General features: G+C 68.0%; 18 protein-coding genes and 1 riboswitch. Of the genes, 11 read left to right on the top strand and 7 right to left on the bottom strand.

What is annotated here, in order from left to right:
• Positions 1-21: 21 nt before the first annotated feature.
• The 10 genes from H5398_RS06465 to dprA all read left to right on the top strand — a co-directional run bounded on the left by H5398_RS06465 (position 22) and on the right by dprA (position 9,033).
• On the top strand, positions 22-669 hold the full coding sequence (locus tag H5398_RS06465; RefSeq protein WP_370586086.1) for a succinate dehydrogenase cytochrome b subunit: 648 nt from the start codon (positions 22-24) through the stop codon (positions 667-669).
• Positions 669-2,684: a fumarate reductase/succinate dehydrogenase flavoprotein subunit gene (locus H5398_RS06470; protein ID WP_182799433.1), complete on the top strand. Its 2,016-nt coding sequence runs from the start codon at positions 669-671 to the stop codon at positions 2,682-2,684. Before H5398_RS06465 ends, H5398_RS06470 begins: the two co-directional genes overlap by 1 nt.
• Positions 2,681-3,439, top strand: coding sequence for a succinate dehydrogenase/fumarate reductase iron-sulfur subunit (locus H5398_RS06475; protein ID WP_182783755.1), 759 nt, complete (start codon positions 2,681-2,683; stop codon positions 3,437-3,439). Before H5398_RS06470 ends, H5398_RS06475 begins: the two co-directional genes overlap by 4 nt.
• A 317-nt stretch (positions 3,440-3,756) precedes the next feature.
• Positions 3,757-4,107: a 50S ribosomal protein L19 gene (gene rplS, locus H5398_RS06480; protein ID WP_182799434.1), complete on the top strand. Its 351-nt coding sequence runs from the start codon at positions 3,757-3,759 to the stop codon at positions 4,105-4,107.
• A gap of 133 nt (positions 4,108-4,240) precedes the next feature.
• Positions 4,241-5,011 (top strand): signal peptidase I, encoded by a 771-nt coding sequence (gene lepB / locus H5398_RS06485; RefSeq protein ID WP_182799435.1) that lies wholly within the window; start codon positions 4,241-4,243, stop codon positions 5,009-5,011.
• Positions 5,011-5,643 carry a ribonuclease HII gene (locus H5398_RS06490; RefSeq protein WP_182799436.1) on the top strand — a complete coding sequence of 211 codons (633 nt, stop codon included), beginning with the start codon at positions 5,011-5,013 and terminating at the stop codon, positions 5,641-5,643. Before lepB ends, H5398_RS06490 begins: the two co-directional genes overlap by 1 nt.
• Positions 5,640-5,951 carry a DUF2469 domain-containing protein gene (locus tag H5398_RS06495; protein ID WP_182783763.1) on the top strand — a complete coding sequence of 104 codons (312 nt, stop codon included), beginning with the start codon at positions 5,640-5,642 and terminating at the stop codon, positions 5,949-5,951. The genes H5398_RS06490 and H5398_RS06495 overlap by 4 nt, the downstream gene beginning before the upstream one ends.
• A gap of 69 nt (positions 5,952-6,020) precedes the next feature.
• The gene (locus H5398_RS06500) at positions 6,021-6,392 is read left to right on the top strand and encodes a YraN family protein (protein ID WP_182799561.1); all 372 of its coding nucleotides are present in this window, start codon (positions 6,021-6,023) and stop codon (positions 6,390-6,392) included.
• Positions 6,386-7,924, top strand: coding sequence for a YifB family Mg chelatase-like AAA ATPase (locus tag H5398_RS06505; RefSeq protein WP_182799437.1), 1,539 nt, complete (start codon positions 6,386-6,388; stop codon positions 7,922-7,924). The genes H5398_RS06500 and H5398_RS06505 overlap by 7 nt, the downstream gene beginning before the upstream one ends.
• The gene (gene dprA / locus H5398_RS06510) at positions 7,921-9,033 is read left to right on the top strand and encodes a DNA-processing protein DprA (RefSeq protein WP_182799438.1); all 1,113 of its coding nucleotides are present in this window, start codon (positions 7,921-7,923) and stop codon (positions 9,031-9,033) included. The genes H5398_RS06505 and dprA overlap by 4 nt, the downstream gene beginning before the upstream one ends.
• Here the strand turns inward: dprA and H5398_RS06515 are convergent.
• From H5398_RS06515 to H5398_RS06530, 4 genes are read right to left on the bottom strand one after another with little or no spacing between them, the layout of a single operon-like run.
• On the bottom strand, positions 9,030-9,935 hold the full coding sequence (locus H5398_RS06515; protein WP_182799439.1) for an ECF transporter S component: 906 nt from the start codon (positions 9,933-9,935) through the stop codon (positions 9,030-9,032). The genes dprA and H5398_RS06515 overlap by 4 nt on opposite strands.
• Entirely contained in the window at positions 9,925-11,484 is a 1,560-nt protein-coding gene (locus tag H5398_RS06520) for an ABC transporter ATP-binding protein (RefSeq protein WP_182799440.1), read from the bottom strand. Before H5398_RS06520 ends, H5398_RS06515 begins: the two co-directional genes overlap by 11 nt.
• Positions 11,481-12,629: a CbiQ family ECF transporter T component gene (locus tag H5398_RS06525; RefSeq protein WP_370586074.1), complete on the bottom strand. Its 1,149-nt coding sequence runs from the start codon at positions 12,627-12,629 to the stop codon at positions 11,481-11,483. Before H5398_RS06525 ends, H5398_RS06520 begins: the two co-directional genes overlap by 4 nt.
• Complete coding sequence (locus H5398_RS06530; RefSeq protein ID WP_182799441.1) at positions 12,608-13,309, bottom strand: hypothetical protein; 702 nt, start codon at positions 13,307-13,309, stop codon at positions 12,608-12,610. The genes H5398_RS06525 and H5398_RS06530 overlap by 22 nt, the downstream gene beginning before the upstream one ends.
• 62 nt (positions 13,310-13,371) lie before the next feature.
• A riboswitch (cobalamin riboswitch) is annotated at positions 13,372-13,500 on the bottom strand.
• A 20-nt stretch (positions 13,501-13,520) separates the two neighbouring features.
• Between H5398_RS06530 and H5398_RS06535 the strand changes: the two genes are divergently transcribed.
• The gene (locus tag H5398_RS06535; RefSeq protein ID WP_182799442.1) at positions 13,521-14,186 is read left to right on the top strand and encodes an HAD family phosphatase; all 666 of its coding nucleotides are present in this window, start codon (positions 13,521-13,523) and stop codon (positions 14,184-14,186) included.
• On the opposite strand, the gene H5398_RS06540 is transcribed toward H5398_RS06535, so the two are convergent.
• The 3 genes from H5398_RS06540 to H5398_RS06550 form a co-directional block, all read right to left on the bottom strand.
• A complete protein-coding gene (locus H5398_RS06540) occupies positions 14,167-17,547 on the bottom strand; it encodes a hypothetical protein (protein WP_182799443.1) in 3,381 nt (1,126 codons plus the stop codon). The two genes, H5398_RS06535 and H5398_RS06540, sit on opposite strands and share 20 nt — an antisense overlap.
• 68 nt (positions 17,548-17,615) lie before the next feature.
• A complete protein-coding gene (locus tag H5398_RS06545; RefSeq protein WP_182799444.1) occupies positions 17,616-18,005 on the bottom strand; it encodes a hypothetical protein in 390 nt (129 codons plus the stop codon).
• 78 nt (positions 18,006-18,083) lie between these two features.
• Positions 18,084-18,287, bottom strand: a complete 204-nt coding sequence (locus H5398_RS06550; RefSeq protein ID WP_182783783.1) for a hypothetical protein — start codon at positions 18,285-18,287, stop codon at positions 18,084-18,086.
• Positions 18,288-18,344: the final 57 nt, after the last annotated feature.

Consider the following 18,344-nt stretch of genomic DNA (forward strand, 5'->3'; position numbering starts at 1 on the left):
ACGGTCGTCAAGAAGGTCATCATGGCAGTGACCGGCTTGATCATGATCGCCTTCCTCCTCGTGCACATGTACGGCAATTTGAAGATGTTCCTCGGTCCCGAGGCCTTCGATCACTATGCCCACTGGCTGAAGGGGACCACCGAAGACGGCGGAATCCTTTATCCCGTCCTTCCGGCCGGATGGTTCATCTGGATCTTCCGGTCCGCCCTTGTCCTCTCCGTGATCCTTCACATCTGGTCCGCCTACACGCTCTCCATGGAAACGCGTCGCAACCGTGGCACGAAGTACGTCAACAGCCAGAAGAAGGTGCAGACCTACTCCTCGCGCACCATGCGCTGGGGCGGGATCATCGTCGCGGCGTTCCTCATCTTCCACCTCATCCAGTTCACGATCGTGCCCGGATCCTTCGGCGGCAGCGCCGACGAGCCGCACACCATGGTGCTGGCAGCGTTCGAGCAGTGGTGGATGGTGGCGCTGTACGCGGTGTGCATGGTGCTCATCTGCATGCACATCCGCCACGGCTTCTGGAGCGCCTTCACGACGCTGGGCGGCAACACCAGCGCCCAGACCCGTTCAGTGCTCAACGCCCTGGCCATGATCGTGGCCGTCGTCCTCTTCGTCGGCTTCATGATCATGCCTCTGGCCGTTCTCTTTGGAGTTGGTATCTGATGACCGCAACCACCACCGCTCCTGCCGTCAGCACCCAGCACTGGGTCGAAGGCGCGGATATCGCAGACACGAAGGCGCCCACCGGCGTTGACATCGACAAGGTGTGGAAGACCCGGCAGTTCCAGGCCCGCCTGGTGAACCCGGCCAACCGCCGCAAGCTCAGCGTCATCATCGTCGGTACCGGCCTTGCCGGCGGCGCTGCTGCCGCGACGCTCGGCGAGGCGGGCTACAACGTCCTCAACTTCTGTTACCAGGACAGCCCTCGTCGCGCCCACTCGATCGCGGCTCAAGGTGGCATCAACGCCGCCAAGAACTACCGCAACGACAACGACTCCACGCACCGCCTGTTCTACGACACGGTCAAGGGTGGCGACTACCGCGCCCGCGAAACCAACGTGTATCGGCTCGCTGAGGTCTCGGCCAACATCATCGACCAGTGCGTCGCCCAGGGCGTCCCCTTCGCCCGCGAGTACGGCGGCCTGCTGGACACCCGCTCGTTCGGCGGTGTGCAGGTGCAGCGCACCTTCTACGCCCGCGGGCAGACGGGTCAGCAGCTCCTCATCGGTGTCTACCAGCAGCTGGAACGCCAGATCGCGGCCGGCACCGTCAAGATGTACGCCCGCCACGAGATGGTGGAGATCATCGTCGTCGACGGTCGTGCCCGCGGCATCGTCACGCGCAACATGATCAACGGCAAGGTCGAGACCTGGACAGCCGACGCGGTGGTGCTCGCCACCGGTGGTTACGGCAACGTCTTCTTCCTCTCCACCAACGCCATGGGCTGCAACGTGACGGCCACCTGGCGCGCGCACCGCAAGGGCGCGTACTTCGCCAACCCGTGCTACACCCAGATCCACCCAACGTGCATCCCGGTGCACGGCGACACCCAGTCCAAGCTCACGCTGATGTCTGAGTCGCTGCGCAACGACGGCCGCATCTGGGTGCCGAAGCGGGCCGAGGACTGCGCCAAGGATCCCCGGCAGATCGCCGAGGAGGACCGCGACTACTACCTGGAGCGGATCTACCCGGCGTTCGGCAACCTGGTTCCCCGCGACATCGCTTCCCGGCAGGCCAAGAACATGTGCGACGAGGGTCGCGGTGTGGGCCCGGCCGTCACGGAGCGCGACGAGCACGGCACCGAGCGTTTGGTCCGCCGCGGCGTCTACCTCGACTTCTCCGATGCGATCAACCGCATGGGTCAGAAGACGGTGGAGAACAAGTACGGCAACCTCTTCGACATGTACGCGCAGATCACGGGTGAAAATCCCTACGAAACGCCGATGCGCATCTATCCGGCCGTGCACTACACCATGGGCGGGCTCTGGGTGGATTACGATCTGCAGTCGTCCATCACCGGCCTGTACGTCACCGGTGAGGCCAACTTCTCGGACCACGGCGCCAACCGCCTGGGTGCCTCGGCGCTCATGCAGGGCCTGGCCGACGGCTACTTCGTCCTTCCGAACACGATCAACGATTACCTGGCCGACGCACCGTTCGACAAGGTCGCCGATGATCACCCCGCCGTCGTCGAGGCGCGGGAGTCTGCCCAGGAACGGATCGACACGCTGCTGTCCATCCAGGGCACCCGGTCGGTGGACTCGTACCACAAGGAACTCGGCCACATCATGTGGGAGTACTGCGGCATGTACCGCACCGACGAGGGCCTGAAGAAGGCCATCGGCCTCATCCAGGACCTCAAGGCCGACTATTGGAAGAACGTGCGCGTCACCGGCGTCAACGAGGACTTCAACCAGGCCCTCGAGCGCGCGGGTCGCGTGGCGGACTTCTTCGAGCTCGGCGAACTCATGTGTGTCGACGCCCTGCACCGGCGTGAGTCGTGTGGCGGTCACTTCCGCGGCGAGTCTCAGACCGAAGAGGGAGAGGCGCTGCGTCACGACGACGAGTACCTCTACGTCGGCGCCTGGGAATGGGGCGGCGAGGGCGGCAAGCCCGTGCTGCACCGTGAGCCGCTGATCTACAAGGCAATCGAACTGAAGCAACGGAGTTACAAGTGAAGCTCAAGCTACGTATCTGGCGTCAGGCCGGCCCGGGTGCAGCCGGCCGGATGGTCGAGTACGACCTGGACGGCGTGTCGGACGACATGTCCTTCCTGGAGATGCTTGATCTGCTCAACGAGAACCTCACCCAACGCAACGAGGAGCCGGTGGCCTTCGACCACGACTGTCGCGAGGGTATCTGCGGCATGTGCGGCGTCGTCATCAACGGCATCGCCCACGGCGCCCCGGAGGGTGTCCGGACCACCACCTGCCAGTTGCACATGCGCTCGTTCGCCGATGGGGCCACCATCGACATCGAGCCGTGGCGGGCGGGCGCCTTCCCGGTGCTGAAGGACCTCGCTGTCGACCGCACCTCGTTCGACCGGATCATCCAGGCCGGCGGTTTCATCTCCTCCAACACCGGCTCGGCGCCGGACGCCCACGCCACTCCCGCCCCGAAGCGGGAGGCCGACGTGGCTTTCGACAATGCCACCTGCATCGGTTGTGGCGCGTGTGTCGCGGCCTGTCCCAACAGCTCCGCCATGCTCTTCACCGCGGCGAAGATCATGCACCTGGCGATGCTGCCCCAGGGCCAGCCCGAGCGGTACCGCCGGGTGAAGTCCATGGTGGCGCAGCACGACGAAGAGGGCTTCGGCAACTGCACCAACATCGGCGAATGCGCCGCGGTGTGCCCCAAGGGCATCCCGCTGGAGTCGATCTCGGCGCTCAACAGGGACCTGATCTCCGCCATGTTCAAGAAGGACGGGAAGTGAGTTTCTGCCGCTGAAAGCGACAGAAACTCAGGTTGAGTAAGGACGAGCCGCCAGGCGAGTCCGCATCGAAACAATCGCGAGGGGCCCGGGCACTCAGCCCGGGCCCTTCGTGATGCTCAGTCCACCTCAGTCGCCGCTCTGGAGGCAGGGGAGAGGGGCGAATTTTCCGGCCTCGTCGTCGTCTGCCATAATGACTAGTCGTTGCCCATACCCGGGCAGCCCGGATTCGTCGCAGCTCCTGCCACTGGGGGACTGTCTGTGGCCGTCCGGTCAGATCAAACCGCGGTGACCTGTGGCACTGACGGAAGGGTTCACACATGACCAACCAGCTGATCCAGCAGGTCAACAAGGCCTCGCTTCGCGACGACATCCCGGACTTCCGCGCCGGTGACTCGGTGAAGGTGCACGTCAAGGTCGTCGAGGGCGCGCGATCCCGCGTGCAGGTCTTCGCGGGCGTCGTCATCGCACGCAACGCCGGTGACGTCCAGGAGGCGTTCACGGTCCGCAAGGTGAGCTTCGGCGTCGGTGTCGAGCGCACCTTCCCGCTGCACAGCCCTATCATCGAGAAGATCGAGGTTGAGCGCCGTGGAGACGTGCGTCGTGCCAAGCTGTACTACCTGCGCGGCCTGCGCGGCAAGGCCGCCAAGATCAAGGAGAAGCGCTACTGAGCGCTCACTCCGTTCGAGCAATGCAACCGCCGGTGGCCCGTGGCCGCCGGCGGTTCGTCGTGTCCGGGCCCCGTGAGGACTCGCGGTATGCTCTGGGGAGCGCCTGCCGCTCCGCCCCCGAAGGACTGAACTCTTGAACTCGACGACCGATTCGCTCGAAGACGCCCCGGCGCACCGCAGCTTCGGACGGAAGCTTCTAGGGTGGCTCACCGAGGGCGTGCTGATCCTGATCGGCGCAGTCGTCATCGCCACGCTCCTGCGCACCTTCGTCGGGCAGATGTTCGTCATCCCGTCCGGCTCCATGGAGAACACCCTCAAAGTCAACGACAGGGTACTTGTTGCCAAGTTCGGTGGCTTCCAGCGCGGCGACGTAGTGGTGTTCGAGGACCCGGGATCCTGGCTCGGGCCCAGCACCCCGTCGACCAATCCCGTCAAGATCGCGCTCGAGTTCGTGGGGGTGCTGCCCAGCTCCGGGACCGAACACCTGATCAAGCGGGTGGTCGGGATGCCTGGAGATCATGTGCGCAGCACCGAGGACGGGAAGATCGAGGTCAACGGCTCGGTCCTCGACGAGACGGGCTACCTCTACAGCGAGGAGGGCATTCAGGTGGCGCCGGTCACGGTCCCCTTCGACATCGTCGTGCCCGCGGACCGGCTCTTCGTGATGGGTGACCACCGCAACGCGTCGGCTGATTCCCGATGCCGGCTGGCGGAGGTCTCGCAGAACCCGGGGGAGAGTGCCTTCGTGCCCACCAGCAAGGTGGTGGGCGCCGCAGTGGCCATCGTGTCCCCCCTGGACCGGCTCGCCACCTTTACGCTCCCTGAGACTTTCACGGAAGTCCCGGCTGCCGTGGAGCCCGCGCCCGAGGAGCCCGAGCTCATCCATGTGGAGCCCGGCTGCTGATGATCCGGCTCGGACGGGGTGCCTACGGGTACGAGCGGGCTTTGGTGCGCGCGGGCCTGGGGCCGGTGGCGGGCGCCGACGAGGCAGGCAGGGGAGCCTGCGCCGGTCCGCTTGTGGCGGCGGCGGTCATTCTGGACCCGGGCCGCCCGATCGTCGGCCTCGATGATTCCAAAGTGCTGTCCGAGGCGACGCGCGAACGATTGTTCGAGGAGATCACCCGCCGTGCCACGGCCGTGGCAGTGGCGGTGGTCGAGGCCGACGAGTGCGATCGTCTGGGCATGCACCAGGCAGACCTGCAGGGGCTGCGACGGGCGGTCGGCCGGCTGGATGTGGCACCCAACTTCGTGTTGACCGACGGATTCGCCGTCGACGGACTGGGTGTCCCGGGGCTGGCGATGTGGAAGGGGGACAAGGTGGCCGCCTGTGTGAGCGCGGCCTCCATCATCGCGAAGGTGACGCGCGACCGCATCATGGTGGCTCACGACGCTTCATATCCGGCCTACGGGTTCGCCGTCCACAAGGGGTATTGCACCTCGGTCCACCAGTCCGCGCTGGACCGGCACGGACCCTCGGCCATCCACCGGTGGTGCTTCGACAACGTGTCGAGAACGGCTAGAGTGTTGGAACCATGAGCGCCGAGGACCTAGAACAATACGAGAGCAAGCTTGAGCTCGACCTGTACCGCGAGTACAAGGACGTGGTGGGCATCTTCACCTACGCCGTGGAGACCGAGCGGCGCTTCTATCTGTGCAACGCCGTGGATCTGAAGGTGCGCACTGAGGGCGGTGACGTCTACTACGAGGTCTCCATGGGTGACGCCTGGGTGTGGGACATGTACCGCCCGGCCCGATTCGTGAAGTCGGCGAAGGTGCTGACGTTCCGCGACGTGTCCATCGAGGAGATCGCGCACTCGGATCTGCAGGTGCCCGAAAACCAGTAGTCCCACCACCTGTGGATAACGGGATTGAGGTGGTGTCGCTTCCGATCAAGGGATCGGAAGGTGGTGGCCATGGAAACCCCAACACAGGCCCTCGGGCGCCGCGGCGAAGACAAGGCCGTGGAGTATCTGGAAGCCCGCGGCTGGCGGGTGCTGGAACGCAACTGGCGTTGCCGCGAGGGCGAGATCGACATCGTCGCAGCAGAACCGGACGGGAAGACGCTCGTCGTCGTGGAGGTGAAGTCACGCTCAGGGTTGGGCTTCGGCTCGCCGATTGAGACCATCACCTACGCGAAGGCCTGCCGGTTGCGCAGGCTTGCCGCGCTGTACGTCAGGCAGTCAGGGTTGCGCCCCAAGCTCATCCGCGTGGATGGCATCGGCGTGCTCTGGCCGCGCGGTGGCGAATGCGAGTTCACCTACGCTCGAGGGATCGACGAATGGTAGGCCGACGGGTGTGGTCGGTGGCACTGTCCGGGATCAACGGCTTTCCTGTCGAGGTTGAGGCCGCCAAGGGAGGCGGGCTGCCGAGAGTTCAGCTGGTGGGTCTTCCCGACGCCGCGCTGAGCGAGGCCAAGGCGCGGGTGCGGGCAGCCGTCCTGGCCACCGGCTTGTCCTGGCCCCCGGGGCTGGTCACCATCAATCTGTCGCCTGCGGGCCTCCCGAAGGCCGGCACCCACTACGACGTGGCCATCGCCGTGGCGGCGCTCATCGCGGAGGGCCAGATGGAACTCGTCTCGGACACCCGCACAGTCCTGGTGGGCGAACTGGGCCTGGATGGCCGGATCCGCAAGGTCCGCGGGGTGCTCCCCGCGATGCTTGCGGCGGCCAAGGCGGGATTCGAACGGGCGATCGTGCCTGCGGGTCAACAGGCTGAGGCGTCCCTCGTGCCGGGCCTCACCGTGTGGGGGGCCGGCCGGCTTGCCGAGGTTGTCGATCTGCTGGAGGGCAAGCCGGTCTTCAACCCCACTGAGGCCGCCCCCGCGTCCTCGCCTCCCCTCGAAGGCCCCGCGGGCTTCACCCCTGACCTGGCAGACGTCGTCGGTCACCAGGACGGCAAGTTCGCCCTGGAGGTGGCTGCCGCCGGGCGGCACCACCTGTTCCTCCATGGCTCTCCAGGCGTGGGCAAGACCATGCTCGCGGCCCGCCTTCCATCCATCCTCCCGGACCTGGCGGAACAGGAGGCGGTGGAGGTCTCCGCCATCCACTCCCTGGCCGGCCGGGAGCTCACAGGGCTCATCCAACGGCCACCCTATGCGGACCCGCACCACTCCGTGACCCCGGTGGCGCTCGTGGGTGGCGGCACTTCCGAACTCAAACCCGGGGCGATCTCGATGGCGCACCGTGGCGTGCTCTTCCTGGATGAGGCTCCAGATTTCGGTGCCAAACTCGACGCCCTGCGGACCCCCCTGGAGGACGGCACCATCACGGTGAGCAGGGCCAGGCACACCACCACGTTTCCTGCCCGATTCCAGCTCATCATGGCCGCCAATCCGTGTCCCTGCGGCTCCCATGGCGTGGCTGGCATGGAGTGCACCTGCGATCCGATGAGAGTGCGACGGTACCAGGAGCGGATGAGCGGGCCCATCCTGGACAGAATCGACATCAAGCACCAGATGGCGGGCATCAACAGGGTCCTGCTGGACGTGGCCTCTGGCAGCGCCGAGTCCAGCGCCACGGTGCTGTCGCGGGTGGTGGAGGCCCGTGACAGGCAGCGTCGCCGCCTTGCAGACACGCCGTGGTCCACCAACGGTGAGGTGCCGGGCCCTTATCTCCGCCAGCAGCTGAGCCTCCCGACGGATCTCGGCGTGCTGAACACGGCGCTCCAGAGGGGTGTGCTCAGCGCCCGAGGTGTGGACAAGGTGATCAGGCTGGCCTGGACCCTCACGGACCTCGCCGGCCGGGACAGGGTGGGCAGCCGTGAGCTGCGGGCCGCGCTCCACCTCAGGCAGGGCGAGCAGCGGAGGGGCGCCGCATGAGCGTCACTGAACGCACGGCCCGGATGGGTCTCTGCTCCCTCCATCCCCTGGGCTCGCCCCCGCTGGTCAAGGCTGTGGAGGAGTTCGGCGCAGTGGACGTGTGGCGCGGCCTCCTGGCGCAACCCGACGGTGGGGCGCTGTCACGCAAGGCAGCCCTGGTGGACACGGGCCTCGTGGAGCGTGCGGCCGCGGCGTGCGGGGCCCGCTTTCTCATCCCCTCGGACCAGGAGTGGCCCGCCCGGCTCGGTGACCTCTACAGGGCCAACGTCGCTGGGCAGACCGGGCCGCCGTTCGGGCTCTGGGTACGCGGCGCCTCGTTGGAGGGCCTGGAGGGTGGCGTGGCTGTGGTCGGGGCCAGGGCCTGCACCTCGTACGGGGAGCAAGCATCCATCACACTCGCCGCAGACCTCGCGGCAGCAGGCACTCCGGTCATCTCCGGGTTGGCCTTCGGGGTGGATGCGGCCGCCCACCGCGGCGCCCTGGGGGTCCAGGGACTCACGGCCGCTGTGGTCGCCAGCGGACTGGATGACCCGTACCCCACCGCCAACGCGCGCCTCGCGCAGGCGGTGGCAGGATCCGGAGCACTGCTCTCCGAGCTCCCCCCCGGGGCTCGGCCCACCAGATACGCCTTCCTCGCCAGGAACCGGCTTATCGCAGCCCTGTCGGAAGCCGTGGTGGTCGTCGAGGCCTCCTCGCGCTCCGGGGCGAAGAACACGGCCTCCTGGGGCCTGGCGCTGGGGCGTCACGTGATGGCAGTGCCTGGGCCCATCACCTCGTCGTTGTCAGCCACACCCCATCGACTCATCCGCGACGGCGAGGCGGTGCTGGTGTCCACCGCCCAGGAGATCCTTGCGCTGATGGCCCCCCTCGGAACCGCGCCGGAGCCCTCCGGGAGGGGGGCGAACCGGCCGATGGACACGCTGGCCCCACCGCTCAGGGAGATCAGGGAAGCCGTGCACACCCGTGAGGAGGTGACGGCATCGGAATTGGCGGCCCGCACAGGCCAGACCATGGTGGAGGCGTTGGCCAACGCGGCCGAACTCGTCGAATCCGGTTGGCTGGCGGAGGGGGAGGAAGGCGGCTTCCGCCTCCCGGGGCGCTGTCGCTAAACCCTCTCGGCGGTGGCAGGGGACAGCTGCTCCCGGGCGGAGGCGAGCCCTTCGGTCGTCCCGGCCTGAAGACGACTCCCCGCCACGATCCGTCCCATCCCAGAGGCTCGCCTCAGGACGACGAGGACGGGGCGCCCGAGGAGCACGATCGCCAGCAGTGTGCTGATCGCCCGGCCCGTGTCCCAACCTCCGGTGGACGTGATCAGGGTGAACCAGCCGAACCGGGCCAGGTTCTCCGTCATCGGGGCTCCGGCGACGTAGTCGAGGCTGCCCGCGCCACCGTCGATCCCCGTGATGAACGGCCAGAACCACATGTTCATCAGCGCGCCGTAAGCGTAGGCGGAGATGACGCCGAAGGCGCCCAGCATGGCCACCTCGGCCCCGCCCCGCACCCGCTTGGGGAGCAGCCCCGCCCCCAGGCCGATCCATGCGGCCCCCAACATCTGGAACGGCAACCACGGCCCCACCCCGGCCGTCAGCAGCGCGGAGGCGAACATCGACAGGAAGCCCAGCAGATAGCCGAACCCGGGGCCGAAGACCCTCCCTGCAAGGATCAACAGGAAGAAGGCGGACTCCAGGCCGGCCGTGCCGGGGCCCAGCGCCGGCCTGAGTGCCGCGTTCAGGGCGGACAGCACGCCGAGCACAGCCAGCGACCGCGCATCGAGGCCGCCCTCGCTCACCTGGGCCACCACCAGCAGAAGCACCACCGGAAGCAGGGCGGCGAAGACGAACGGCGCGTCGCCCGTGTGTTGGGGGGTGACCCCGATGGCAGGGATGAGGAGAGGCCATCCGATCGCGAACAGCCCTAACAGGGATGAGGCGCCTATCACCGCCCAGGTCCGCCAGCCCAGCTGGACGCCGACGAGCGGAGCGGGAATCGTCACGGTGGATTCATCGCGCATCGAGGTACTCCTGCACTGTCAGGATGGGGATCGGATTGGCCACCTTGGCCACCTGCGTGGCCAACAGCGCCGAGCCGGCGAGGATGTCGCGGGTGGGCCCGTCCGAAACCACCTCGCCCTCAGCCATCACCACCACGCGGGAGCAGCTCTGAGCCACCATCTCCACGTCATGGGTGGCGATCATCACGGCCCGGCCCTCGGCCGCCATCGCGGCGACGATGTCGGCGAGCACGGCCTTGGCCGCGTAGTCCAGGCCTCGGGTGGGTTCATCGAGCAGCACCACTGGGGGGTTGCCCGCCAGTTCCACGGCCAGCACCACAGCGAGCTTCTGCCCCTCGGAAAGGTCGCGAGGGTGGGCCTGGGGGTCGATGCCTGGGACCAGGCGCCGGAGGAGGGCCGCGGTTGTCCCCTCCGGGAGCCCGGCGGCCTGATCGCCGGCCAGGCATTCCGCCTCCACGGTGGCCAGGTACAACAGGTCGGTCGGAGTCTGCGGGACGAGGGCGACCCTGGCCCCATCCGTGAGGGTCACTCGGCCGGCGTCACGGCGTCCCGCGCCGTGAAGGGCCCACATCAGGCTGGACTTGCCGCAGCCGTTGCGCCCCATCAGGGCCGTCACCTCTCCTGCGTGCAGGCTGAGGTCGACATCGGACACCGCGACAGTCTCGCCGTACCGGACCACGAGGCCGTGGCCGGCCAGCACGCGCCCCCCCGGGACGGGTGCCGTGGGAAGCGCAGGGGGGAGCTCGAGCCATGCGCGGCGCTGCTCGGAGCCTGGACGCCTCGCCTCACGGATCGTCAGGGGGAGGGGCGACCATCCCAGCCTGGCGCCGAGCTCCACCAGCGGCGGTTTGATGGGAGACAGTTCCAGCACGTCCCGAGTGGGGCCATGCAGGACCGTGCGTCCCACCAGGAGCACGCTGTCGGCAAACTCGATCACCCGTTCCATGCGGTGCTCGGCGATGACGACGGTGGTGCCAAGATCCCGCACCAACCGGCTGATGATCGCCAGGACTTCCTCCGCCGCGATCGGGTCCAGTGCGGAGGTGGGCTCGTCCAGGACGAGAACCTTCGGTGAGCTGGCCAGCACGCTGGCGATCGCCACCCGCTGCTGTTGGCCTCCGGAGAGGGTGCGCAGCGCCCGCGACCGCAGCTCGGCGATGCCCAACAGGTCGAGCGTTTCCTCCACGCGGCGCCGCATCTCCACAGCGGCGAACCCGAGTTGTTCCATGGAGTAGGCGATCTCGTCCTCGACGGTGTCGGTGACGAAACCGGCCAGCGGGTCCTGGCCCACGTAGCCCACCGTCGTGGCGAGCTCGCGGGGCGGGAGAAAGGTGGTGTCGCGGCCGTCGATCCGGATGCGGCCGGTGCGCACCCCTCCGGTGAAGCGGGGGACGAGGTTGTTGATGCAGCCGAGCAGCGTTGACTTACCGCACCCCGTGGGGCCGACGACGAGGCACAGTTCGCCCTCGTCGATGGTGAAGCTCACACCGTTGAGCCTCAGGGTGTCGTTGGCGGCGTAGCGGAAGGAGATGTCGTCGAAACTGATCATCGGGCGGTCCTCACCGTGACCGGCTCCGGCGCCAGGAGAGCGGGGAGGAACGCCACCGCAAGTGCTCCCGCGAGGAGGGGTGTGAGGGTCGGCCACGCCAGCGGGACGAGCGTTGGGAAGAGGACGGCGGCGTCGTCTCCCGACCCTACCCAGCTCACGACCGCGGCGGCGCCCACGCCCGAGGCGAGGACGAGGCTCTCATCCACACTCCAGGGGATGGGCCGGTACTGGGTGCGGCGGACGGAGGCCCCCGAGACCCGGAGCGCAGCGGCAGCGGCGGCCAGACCGCCCAGGAGGAGGCCGGCTGCCAGCAGCGGAATCCCGAACACCGGATAGTCAGGGGAACGGGCCAGGAACCGGAACGACCACACCGCCAGCAGCATCATGGCCAGCAGGCCGAGAGCCAGCGACAGCCTGCGTTGGCCCCGCGAGGAGGTGCCTGCCCGGCCGAACCCCCGGACATCCATCGATGCTGCGAGGGAGAGTGAGCGCTCCAGCGCATCGGAGAGAACGGGAACGATGATGGTCTCAACCGCGCGCAGCTTCGCCCGTCGGTTGGTCCCGTCAGGGCTGCGGCGTAGTCGTCGGGCGCGCAGCACACGTTGCAGGGATTCACCGAGTTGGGGAAGGGCGCTCACAGCCACGACGAGCACAGTGCCGGCCTCGTAGAAGGCGCCGGGCAGGCTTGCCAGCAACTTCCTGGGGTTGGCCAGGGCATTGGCCGCACCGATGCACACCACGATCGTGGCCAACCTCAATCCGTCGTAGAGCCCCGCGAGGAGCGATTCAAGCGACACCGGGCCGAGCAACCGGATGCCCGTCACCCAGGAGGGAAGGGGCACCTCCGGCAGCGTGAACAGGATGGTGGGCCCGTCGCCGCCGCCGAAGATGATCCGGAAGACCACCCGCAGCACCACGATGAACAGGGCCAACCACAGGTAGAGCGAGAAGGACTTCGCCCAGGGGCTGTCGCCCCGCTTGGAGAGGGTGACTACGCAGGCGACGGCGATGAGGCCCGTCAAGAGCAGTGGGTTGGTGGTCATGGAGGCGGCAGCTGCCAGCGCCAGCGCCCAGGCCCACCACGAGAACGGGTGGAGCTGGCGCGGCAGCCTCGGCCGCGACATCACTGTCCGCGGCGTCGCCACCACACCAGGCCACCGGCGGCGGCCAGGGCCACCACCACGCCGATCCCGATGATGGTGCCGGTGGGCACTCCAGAAGCGGGCTCGTCGTCTTCGGCGTCCGTGGCCGGCGCGGAGGCATCCGCCGAGGCGATGGGGGACGCCGACGCATCCGGTGCGGCCGAGGAGGCATCGGGTGTCGTTGCTGGGACGGACTCCGACGGTGCGGCGGAGGAGTCCTCAGGCTCGGCGGCCTCGTCGGAGAGGGGGTTGAACTGAGGGGCTTCCTGCGGCTGGTTGTAGTCCTCGAGGAGGCGCCAGCCGATCACCTGTCCGGCCTCGGGCACCAGATCCCCGGCACCGACCTGCGCGAACACCCATTCGCCCAGCTGCCCGTCCTCGACCGACGCGGTCCACAGGCTCCACCACTGCGGGTCCTCGGCCGTGACGCCGTCGACGGTGATGAAGAACGCTCCCTGGTCCGCCGCCAGCCCGGTGCTGACCATGGCCTCGGTGGCGGTGGCGAACTCGGTGGCGCAGGCGCCGGTGACCTCTTCGTGCTCCACGTGCACCCAGACGTTGCCGGCATCGACGCAGGCCACTGCCGTTTCGTCGGCCGATGCGTGGGGCGCGAGGCCTGAGAGCCCGACCGCCAGCAGGGCAGCGAGAGGAAGCGCCCAGCGGCGCGTGGTGATGGGGGACATGTGGACCTCTATCCGTTGGTCCGTCGGCCAAGGGTTCTCCGCTGGTTCGCGACGGAAGTGAAACGACCTCTGTGTTGACCGGCGGTCCGACTCCCCACAGGTGGGTTCACGGTTGCGCGACAGTTCCGGGATCGCACCGGATTCACCTGCCAACGGCGACACATTACCCCACCGCTAGGCTGGGCCTCACCCCTACCCTCGAGGAGCGCGCATGCTGCCCCAGGCCCTCGTCTTCGACATGGACGGCACGTTGACCGACACTGAGGCCGTGTGGGACGTGGTGAGGCGCGGCCTCGCGACTGACGCCGGCCTCCCGTGGCCCGACGGCGCCACCCAGGCGATGATGGGGATGAGCACCCAGGAGTGGAGCTCCTTCCTCGTGCACACTGTGGGGCTGCCCGTCGCGCCCGAGGAGGCGGCCCGGCTCACGGTGGAGGCGATGGCCGAGCACTATCGTGGCGGGATCACGTTGCTGCCAGGCGCTGTGGAATCGGTCCGGCGCATGGCCGAGCTCTGCCCTGTGGCGATCGCGAGCTCGTCGCCACGGCTGCTGATCGACGCGGCGGTGGAGGTGATGGGCCTGACTGACGTGTTGACGGCCACCGTGTCCACCGAGGAGGTGGCACGCGGGAAGCCCTCCCCGGACGGCTACCTGCGCGCCTGCGAACTCCTGGGGGCAGATCCCCGGCTCAGTGTCGCCGTCGAGGACGCGCCCAACGGACTCCTCTCGGCGCTGGCCGCGGGGATGGCCGTGGTGGCCGTCCCCCCGCACTTCCACCCGCCGGCGGCCGAGCTCCTCGCCCGGACGACCGTTCTCGGGAGTCTCAACGAGCTCATCCCCGAGCTCGTCGAGACGCTCATCCCAGCTGCCACGTGACCTGCCGGCCGAGCGTGCCGGCGAGTTCCTCAGCTGCGCCGGGGCGGGTGGACGTCTCCAGCCGTGCCTTCATCGCGTCGATCCGCTGGCCGATGCCGAGCCGCTCCGCCGCCGCAGCATTGGTGGGTTCCTCGATGAACTTCGTCATGGCCGCCACCGCGTTGCGTTGGTGCGTCGAGTCCGACTCGCTCTGCGACTCCAACCGGGCGCGGTACCACGCCGAGGACAGCACGTCCTCGCGGTCGAAGAGGCGGCGGAACCGCTCGTCGTGCAGGGTCATCCCGGCGGACTCGCCGGTGGCCATGATCTCCAGTAGCGCCCTGATCGGCGGAACGGCCAGGGCGACCGTGCCGTCGTCGAGGTAGGACTGGGCGACCCGCTTGTGCGTGGTCACGATGGTGCGCACGGAGGCGACGTAGGCCGCCACGTCCTGCAACTCGGGTTGCAGCATGTTCTCCGAGAACACCACGTGGGGGTGCATGAAGATCCGGCCGAAGTACTTGGCCTGGAACTTCGACGTCATGCGGTAGCCGAGCCGGCTGGCCTCGATGAGCTCGCCCTCATGCTCGAAGTCCGGGACCTGCTCGAGCGCACCCTCGGCGATGAGGCATCGGGCGTCTCGCTCCTCGGGCGTCATCCGGGAGAACACCTCCGGCACCAGGAGCGAGATGTCGTGATCGACCCGCACGTTGGGGCCGATCACACCGGCGCTGGAGAGCCAGCCGTCGTAACCGGTCAGCGCGAACGACAGGAACGCGGCGTTGAGGTCGATCACCGAGGGCAGGGCGTTGAACGGACCTTTGGTCATCGCGCCCTCTGAACCGGCCCCCGTCGTCGAAGGCGACTTGCCGGTCATCGACGAGATGAATTCCATGAACAGCTCGGGCAACTCCATGTAGTGGAGCGGGGCGTAGGCGCACAGCGGCGGCACGCCGTCCTCCGCCGCGTTGTTGCGCCGACCCGCCGCCACCACGTCCACGGGGAGACGCAGCGGCTCGGCCATGGCCAGCCTCCGATGGAGCCGCGCCACCATCTCCGCCAGCACCGTCTCCCTGGGGCGGGCGATGTCCTGGCGGACCTGAAGGTAGCGGGGATTCTTGGACCGCGCGCCGTTGATCAGCCGCGGGTGCGCCGAGGAGACGAAGTAGCCGGGGACCCCCTCGCCGCCCTTGGCCACTCTCCGGATCAGCTCCTGGATGGGCTTGGAGAAGGTGGAGAACGCGATGGCGTCGTCGACGAGCTCGCGGGCGTCCGCAGTGGTCAACGGCTCGAAGTTGCTGAGGAAGGCGCCGCCGGCGATGTCGAACTCTGCCTGCCTGTCGTAGCCGCGGTGGATCGCATCGTCGGGCCGCTGGAACAGGAGCTGTTCGCAGTTGGTGACGTACTTCCTCGACAGGCCGTCCTCGCGCCCGGCGACCGTGCCTGGGACCACGATGCTGGCGGTGATGTCGTCTTCTGTCTGCACCTTCGCGGCGGGGTGGAAGTCGTGCCTGAGGCCGAACAGGCGCCAAGACCCGTCAGGGGCGAATCCCACGCGCAGCATGTTGACGGTGATCTTGTCGCCGTCGAGGCGCAGCGCGTGCCCCGCCCGTCCGTTGATGCGCCCCACCGAGAAGTGGGGGGCCCACTCGCCGCCCCACTCGGGGCGGTAGAAGCGCTTGACGACGAACACCAGTTCCTTGATGTGGTGTGGGATGGACTCCACCCAGGCGTTGTACTCGTCGGTGTAGTCGGGGCTCGGGGTGAGCAGCTTGATCACGCTGCCCACGGAGCGCTCATCGGACAGGAGCGGGCGGAAATCGGCGGCGGCGGGATCGAGGAAGCGTTGCGAGAAGTCGCGGACCACGATGGCGTCCACCTGGGCCATGTCCTCGACGAAGTCCGCCACGTAGGCGTTGCCGAACACGAACGCGTCCGTGATGGACTTTGAGATCTCGGACTTGCCGCCCCCGGAGACCGTGGCCGGCTTGTGGCACGACGTGGCGATGGGGGAGGTGCCGAGCAGCGTCCACTGGGCGCCGTCGGCTTCGATGTGGGCCAGTTCGACGACGTAGCCGTCGGGGCTGACGTAATAGGTGTCGGCCCGCAGTGCGATCGTGCTCGCAGCGCCGTCGCGACCCCAGGTGATGGTGCTGTCGCGCAGGGAGAAGGTGGCCAACTCCGGCACGAGCACGATGTGTGGCTGCTCAAGGTCCAGGGCGTGCCCCTCCGGTTGCCGCGCGAAGCGCTCCGGGTTCCGGGCGATGACGTCGTCCAAGCGGTAGGACGGGTCCCCGTAGGTGTGGGTGTAGGTCTGGCCAAGGTTGTAGCGGGGGAAGGTGATGGCGCCGCCCGAATGCTCCTCCTCGACCATGCCGAGGAGGTTGGCCGAATAGCTGATCTGCGCCTTGACCTCCTTCTTGCAGTAGCCGAAGTAGTTGTCCGCGATGACGGTGACGATGACGCCCCGCTCGTCCCTGGCGCAGGCTTTGAACGCGGAGCCGTTGTTGTACAGCTCGTTCTCGTCGCGCCAGCACATCCCGTCGCGGCGCTGGCGTTGGCTGGCGTCGTCGTAGTGGGGGAGCCCCAGTTCCTTCTTGGTGAGCCGGGTGAGGTGCGGGGCCAGGACCACGAGGCCGGTGTGCCCGGTCCACTCGGCGGGGTTGAGCGAGCCGTCGTTCTCCGGCAGGTAGGGGTCGCCGCCGTTGCCGAAGATGCCCTCCACGAAGTCGAGGTTTGCCATCAACGTGGCCGGTGCGATGAAGCGGGTCTCCATCCGGCGTTCGACGGTGTAGCCGGGCACGGCTGGGACGACGATCGGGCGCAGCAGCAGCGAGACCCAGCATTTCGGCTGATCCGGCTGCGCGGCGGTGTAGGGCAGCACCATGGCCTCGTCGGGCGGAAGGAACGCCTGCTCCATCAACCGCCCGAAGACACCGCGGGGAACCGCGATCTTGTCGTCCTGAATGGGGAGGCCACCCTCGGCGATGTGGAACACGCCCTTGGTGGTGCGACGGTCGTTGGCCGGGTTGTGCAGGATGCCGTTGACGAGGCGGTAGCTGGTGAGGAGCTCCGAGGTGAACGTGTCACCGTCGACGGGCAGCGACATCTCGCGTGCCAGCCCGGCCTGATCGAGTACCAGGGTCTGTCGCGGCAGGCAGGGCTGGGCCCCGGTTCCGTCGAGGTAGGAATCGAGAAAGTTCTGGATGCGGGTGTCGACGGCGGGTAGCCGGTGGGCGAGGCGCCTGTTGAGTTCGCGTTGCCGCGCCAGGATGGGCCGGACCAGATCCACTGCGCGCCCGGCCGCACCCTCAGAGGGCAGCGGGAGCCCGAGCAGGCCGAGGCGGAGGTTGATAGCTGCGGTGTCCGCGAAAGTCGCCATGGTTCACTATGGACTTCGCACTGGTCCGGACAAAGCGGGGGTCCCCCCTCAAGCGCGATTGACCTCCTTTAGGATGCGGCGGCCCGGTGCACCGACTCGATGGCCTCGACCACCCGGTCGTTGAGTGGGGCGAGGTGGGCGAAGTCCTTCGGCGGATCACCACGGTAGAGGGGCCTGACGCACGTCAACTCCTCGTACAGGTCCTCCTTGGTGAAGTTCGTGCGCCTGGCCAGCATGCGCAACCCGCCGTGTGCCTCACGAAGGTCGTGCAGCCGCCCACGCCACCCCGGGTTGGACAGGGGCGCACCCTCTGAGTCCATGGCCTCGGTCAGGGCGCTGAGCGCCTCGATGAGATCGCTCAGGTAGGGCCGGACGCTCTCCGGGCTGAAGGGCGACAGGACGACCTCGCCGTCGTCGTCGCCGGTGTCGCGCCGCAGCAGCTTGTCGAGAAAACCCATGATGGTCACCCTTCGTCGTCGATTCTCCAACGGTAGCGCCTGGCCGGTGGCCGGCGACGTGGCCGGGCCCGCGAAAGATCAATCGAAGCGGGACTCGCTCTCCGCGTTGGTCAGCCCACCCAGGGAGTCTCCCGGCAGTTCGCTCGAGGTGGGATGGTGCTGATGCCCGCCCGCGTCGGGATCCAGCACGCTGTGTCCTGGGCCGGCATCTGGGTCCAGGATGTCCTGGCTCGGGTGGATCTCAGGGTCGTAGACCTCATCGTCCGGGTGGGTGCTCATCATGGCCTCGCTCCTCTTGCTGGGGGATCGACGCTACCCCCAATGCAGACCGCGTGCGGC

The sequence above is a fragment of the Tessaracoccus sp. MC1679 genome (assembly GCF_014164775.1).
Taxonomy (GTDB): Bacteria; Actinomycetota; Actinomycetes; order Propionibacteriales; family Propionibacteriaceae; genus Arachnia.

Excerpts from the sequence above, each read along its gene's own strand:
- H5398_RS06465 (WP_370586086.1), top strand. The coding sequence starts at position 22 with ATGGCAGTGACCGGCTTGATCATGATCGCCTTCCTCCTCGTGCACATG.
- H5398_RS06470 (WP_182799433.1), top strand. The coding sequence starts at position 669 with ATGACCGCAACCACCACCGCTCCTGCCGTCAGCACCCAGCACTGGGTC.
- rplS (WP_182799434.1), top strand. The coding sequence starts at position 3,757 with ATGACCAACCAGCTGATCCAGCAGGTCAACAAGGCCTCGCTTCGCGAC.
- H5398_RS06490 (WP_182799436.1), top strand. The coding sequence starts at position 5,011 with ATGATCCGGCTCGGACGGGGTGCCTACGGGTACGAGCGGGCTTTGGTG.
- H5398_RS06495 (WP_182783763.1), top strand. The coding sequence starts at position 5,640 with ATGAGCGCCGAGGACCTAGAACAATACGAGAGCAAGCTTGAGCTCGAC.
- H5398_RS06500 (WP_182799561.1), top strand. The coding sequence starts at position 6,021 with ATGGAAACCCCAACACAGGCCCTCGGGCGCCGCGGCGAAGACAAGGCC.
- H5398_RS06505 (WP_182799437.1), top strand. The coding sequence starts at position 6,386 with ATGGTAGGCCGACGGGTGTGGTCGGTGGCACTGTCCGGGATCAACGGC.
- dprA (WP_182799438.1), top strand. The coding sequence starts at position 7,921 with ATGAGCGTCACTGAACGCACGGCCCGGATGGGTCTCTGCTCCCTCCAT.
- H5398_RS06515 (WP_182799439.1), bottom strand. The coding sequence starts at position 9,935 with ATGCGCGATGAATCCACCGTGACGATTCCCGCTCCGCTCGTCGGCGTC.
- H5398_RS06520 (WP_182799440.1), bottom strand. The coding sequence starts at position 11,484 with ATGATCAGTTTCGACGACATCTCCTTCCGCTACGCCGCCAACGACACC.
- H5398_RS06530 (WP_182799441.1), bottom strand. The coding sequence starts at position 13,309 with ATGTCCCCCATCACCACGCGCCGCTGGGCGCTTCCTCTCGCTGCCCTG.
- H5398_RS06535 (WP_182799442.1), top strand. The coding sequence starts at position 13,521 with ATGCTGCCCCAGGCCCTCGTCTTCGACATGGACGGCACGTTGACCGAC.
- H5398_RS06540 (WP_182799443.1), bottom strand. The coding sequence starts at position 17,547 with ATGGCGACTTTCGCGGACACCGCAGCTATCAACCTCCGCCTCGGCCTG.
- H5398_RS06545 (WP_182799444.1), bottom strand. The coding sequence starts at position 18,005 with ATGGGTTTTCTCGACAAGCTGCTGCGGCGCGACACCGGCGACGACGAC.
- H5398_RS06550 (WP_182783783.1), bottom strand. The coding sequence starts at position 18,287 with ATGATGAGCACCCACCCGGACGATGAGGTCTACGACCCTGAGATCCAC.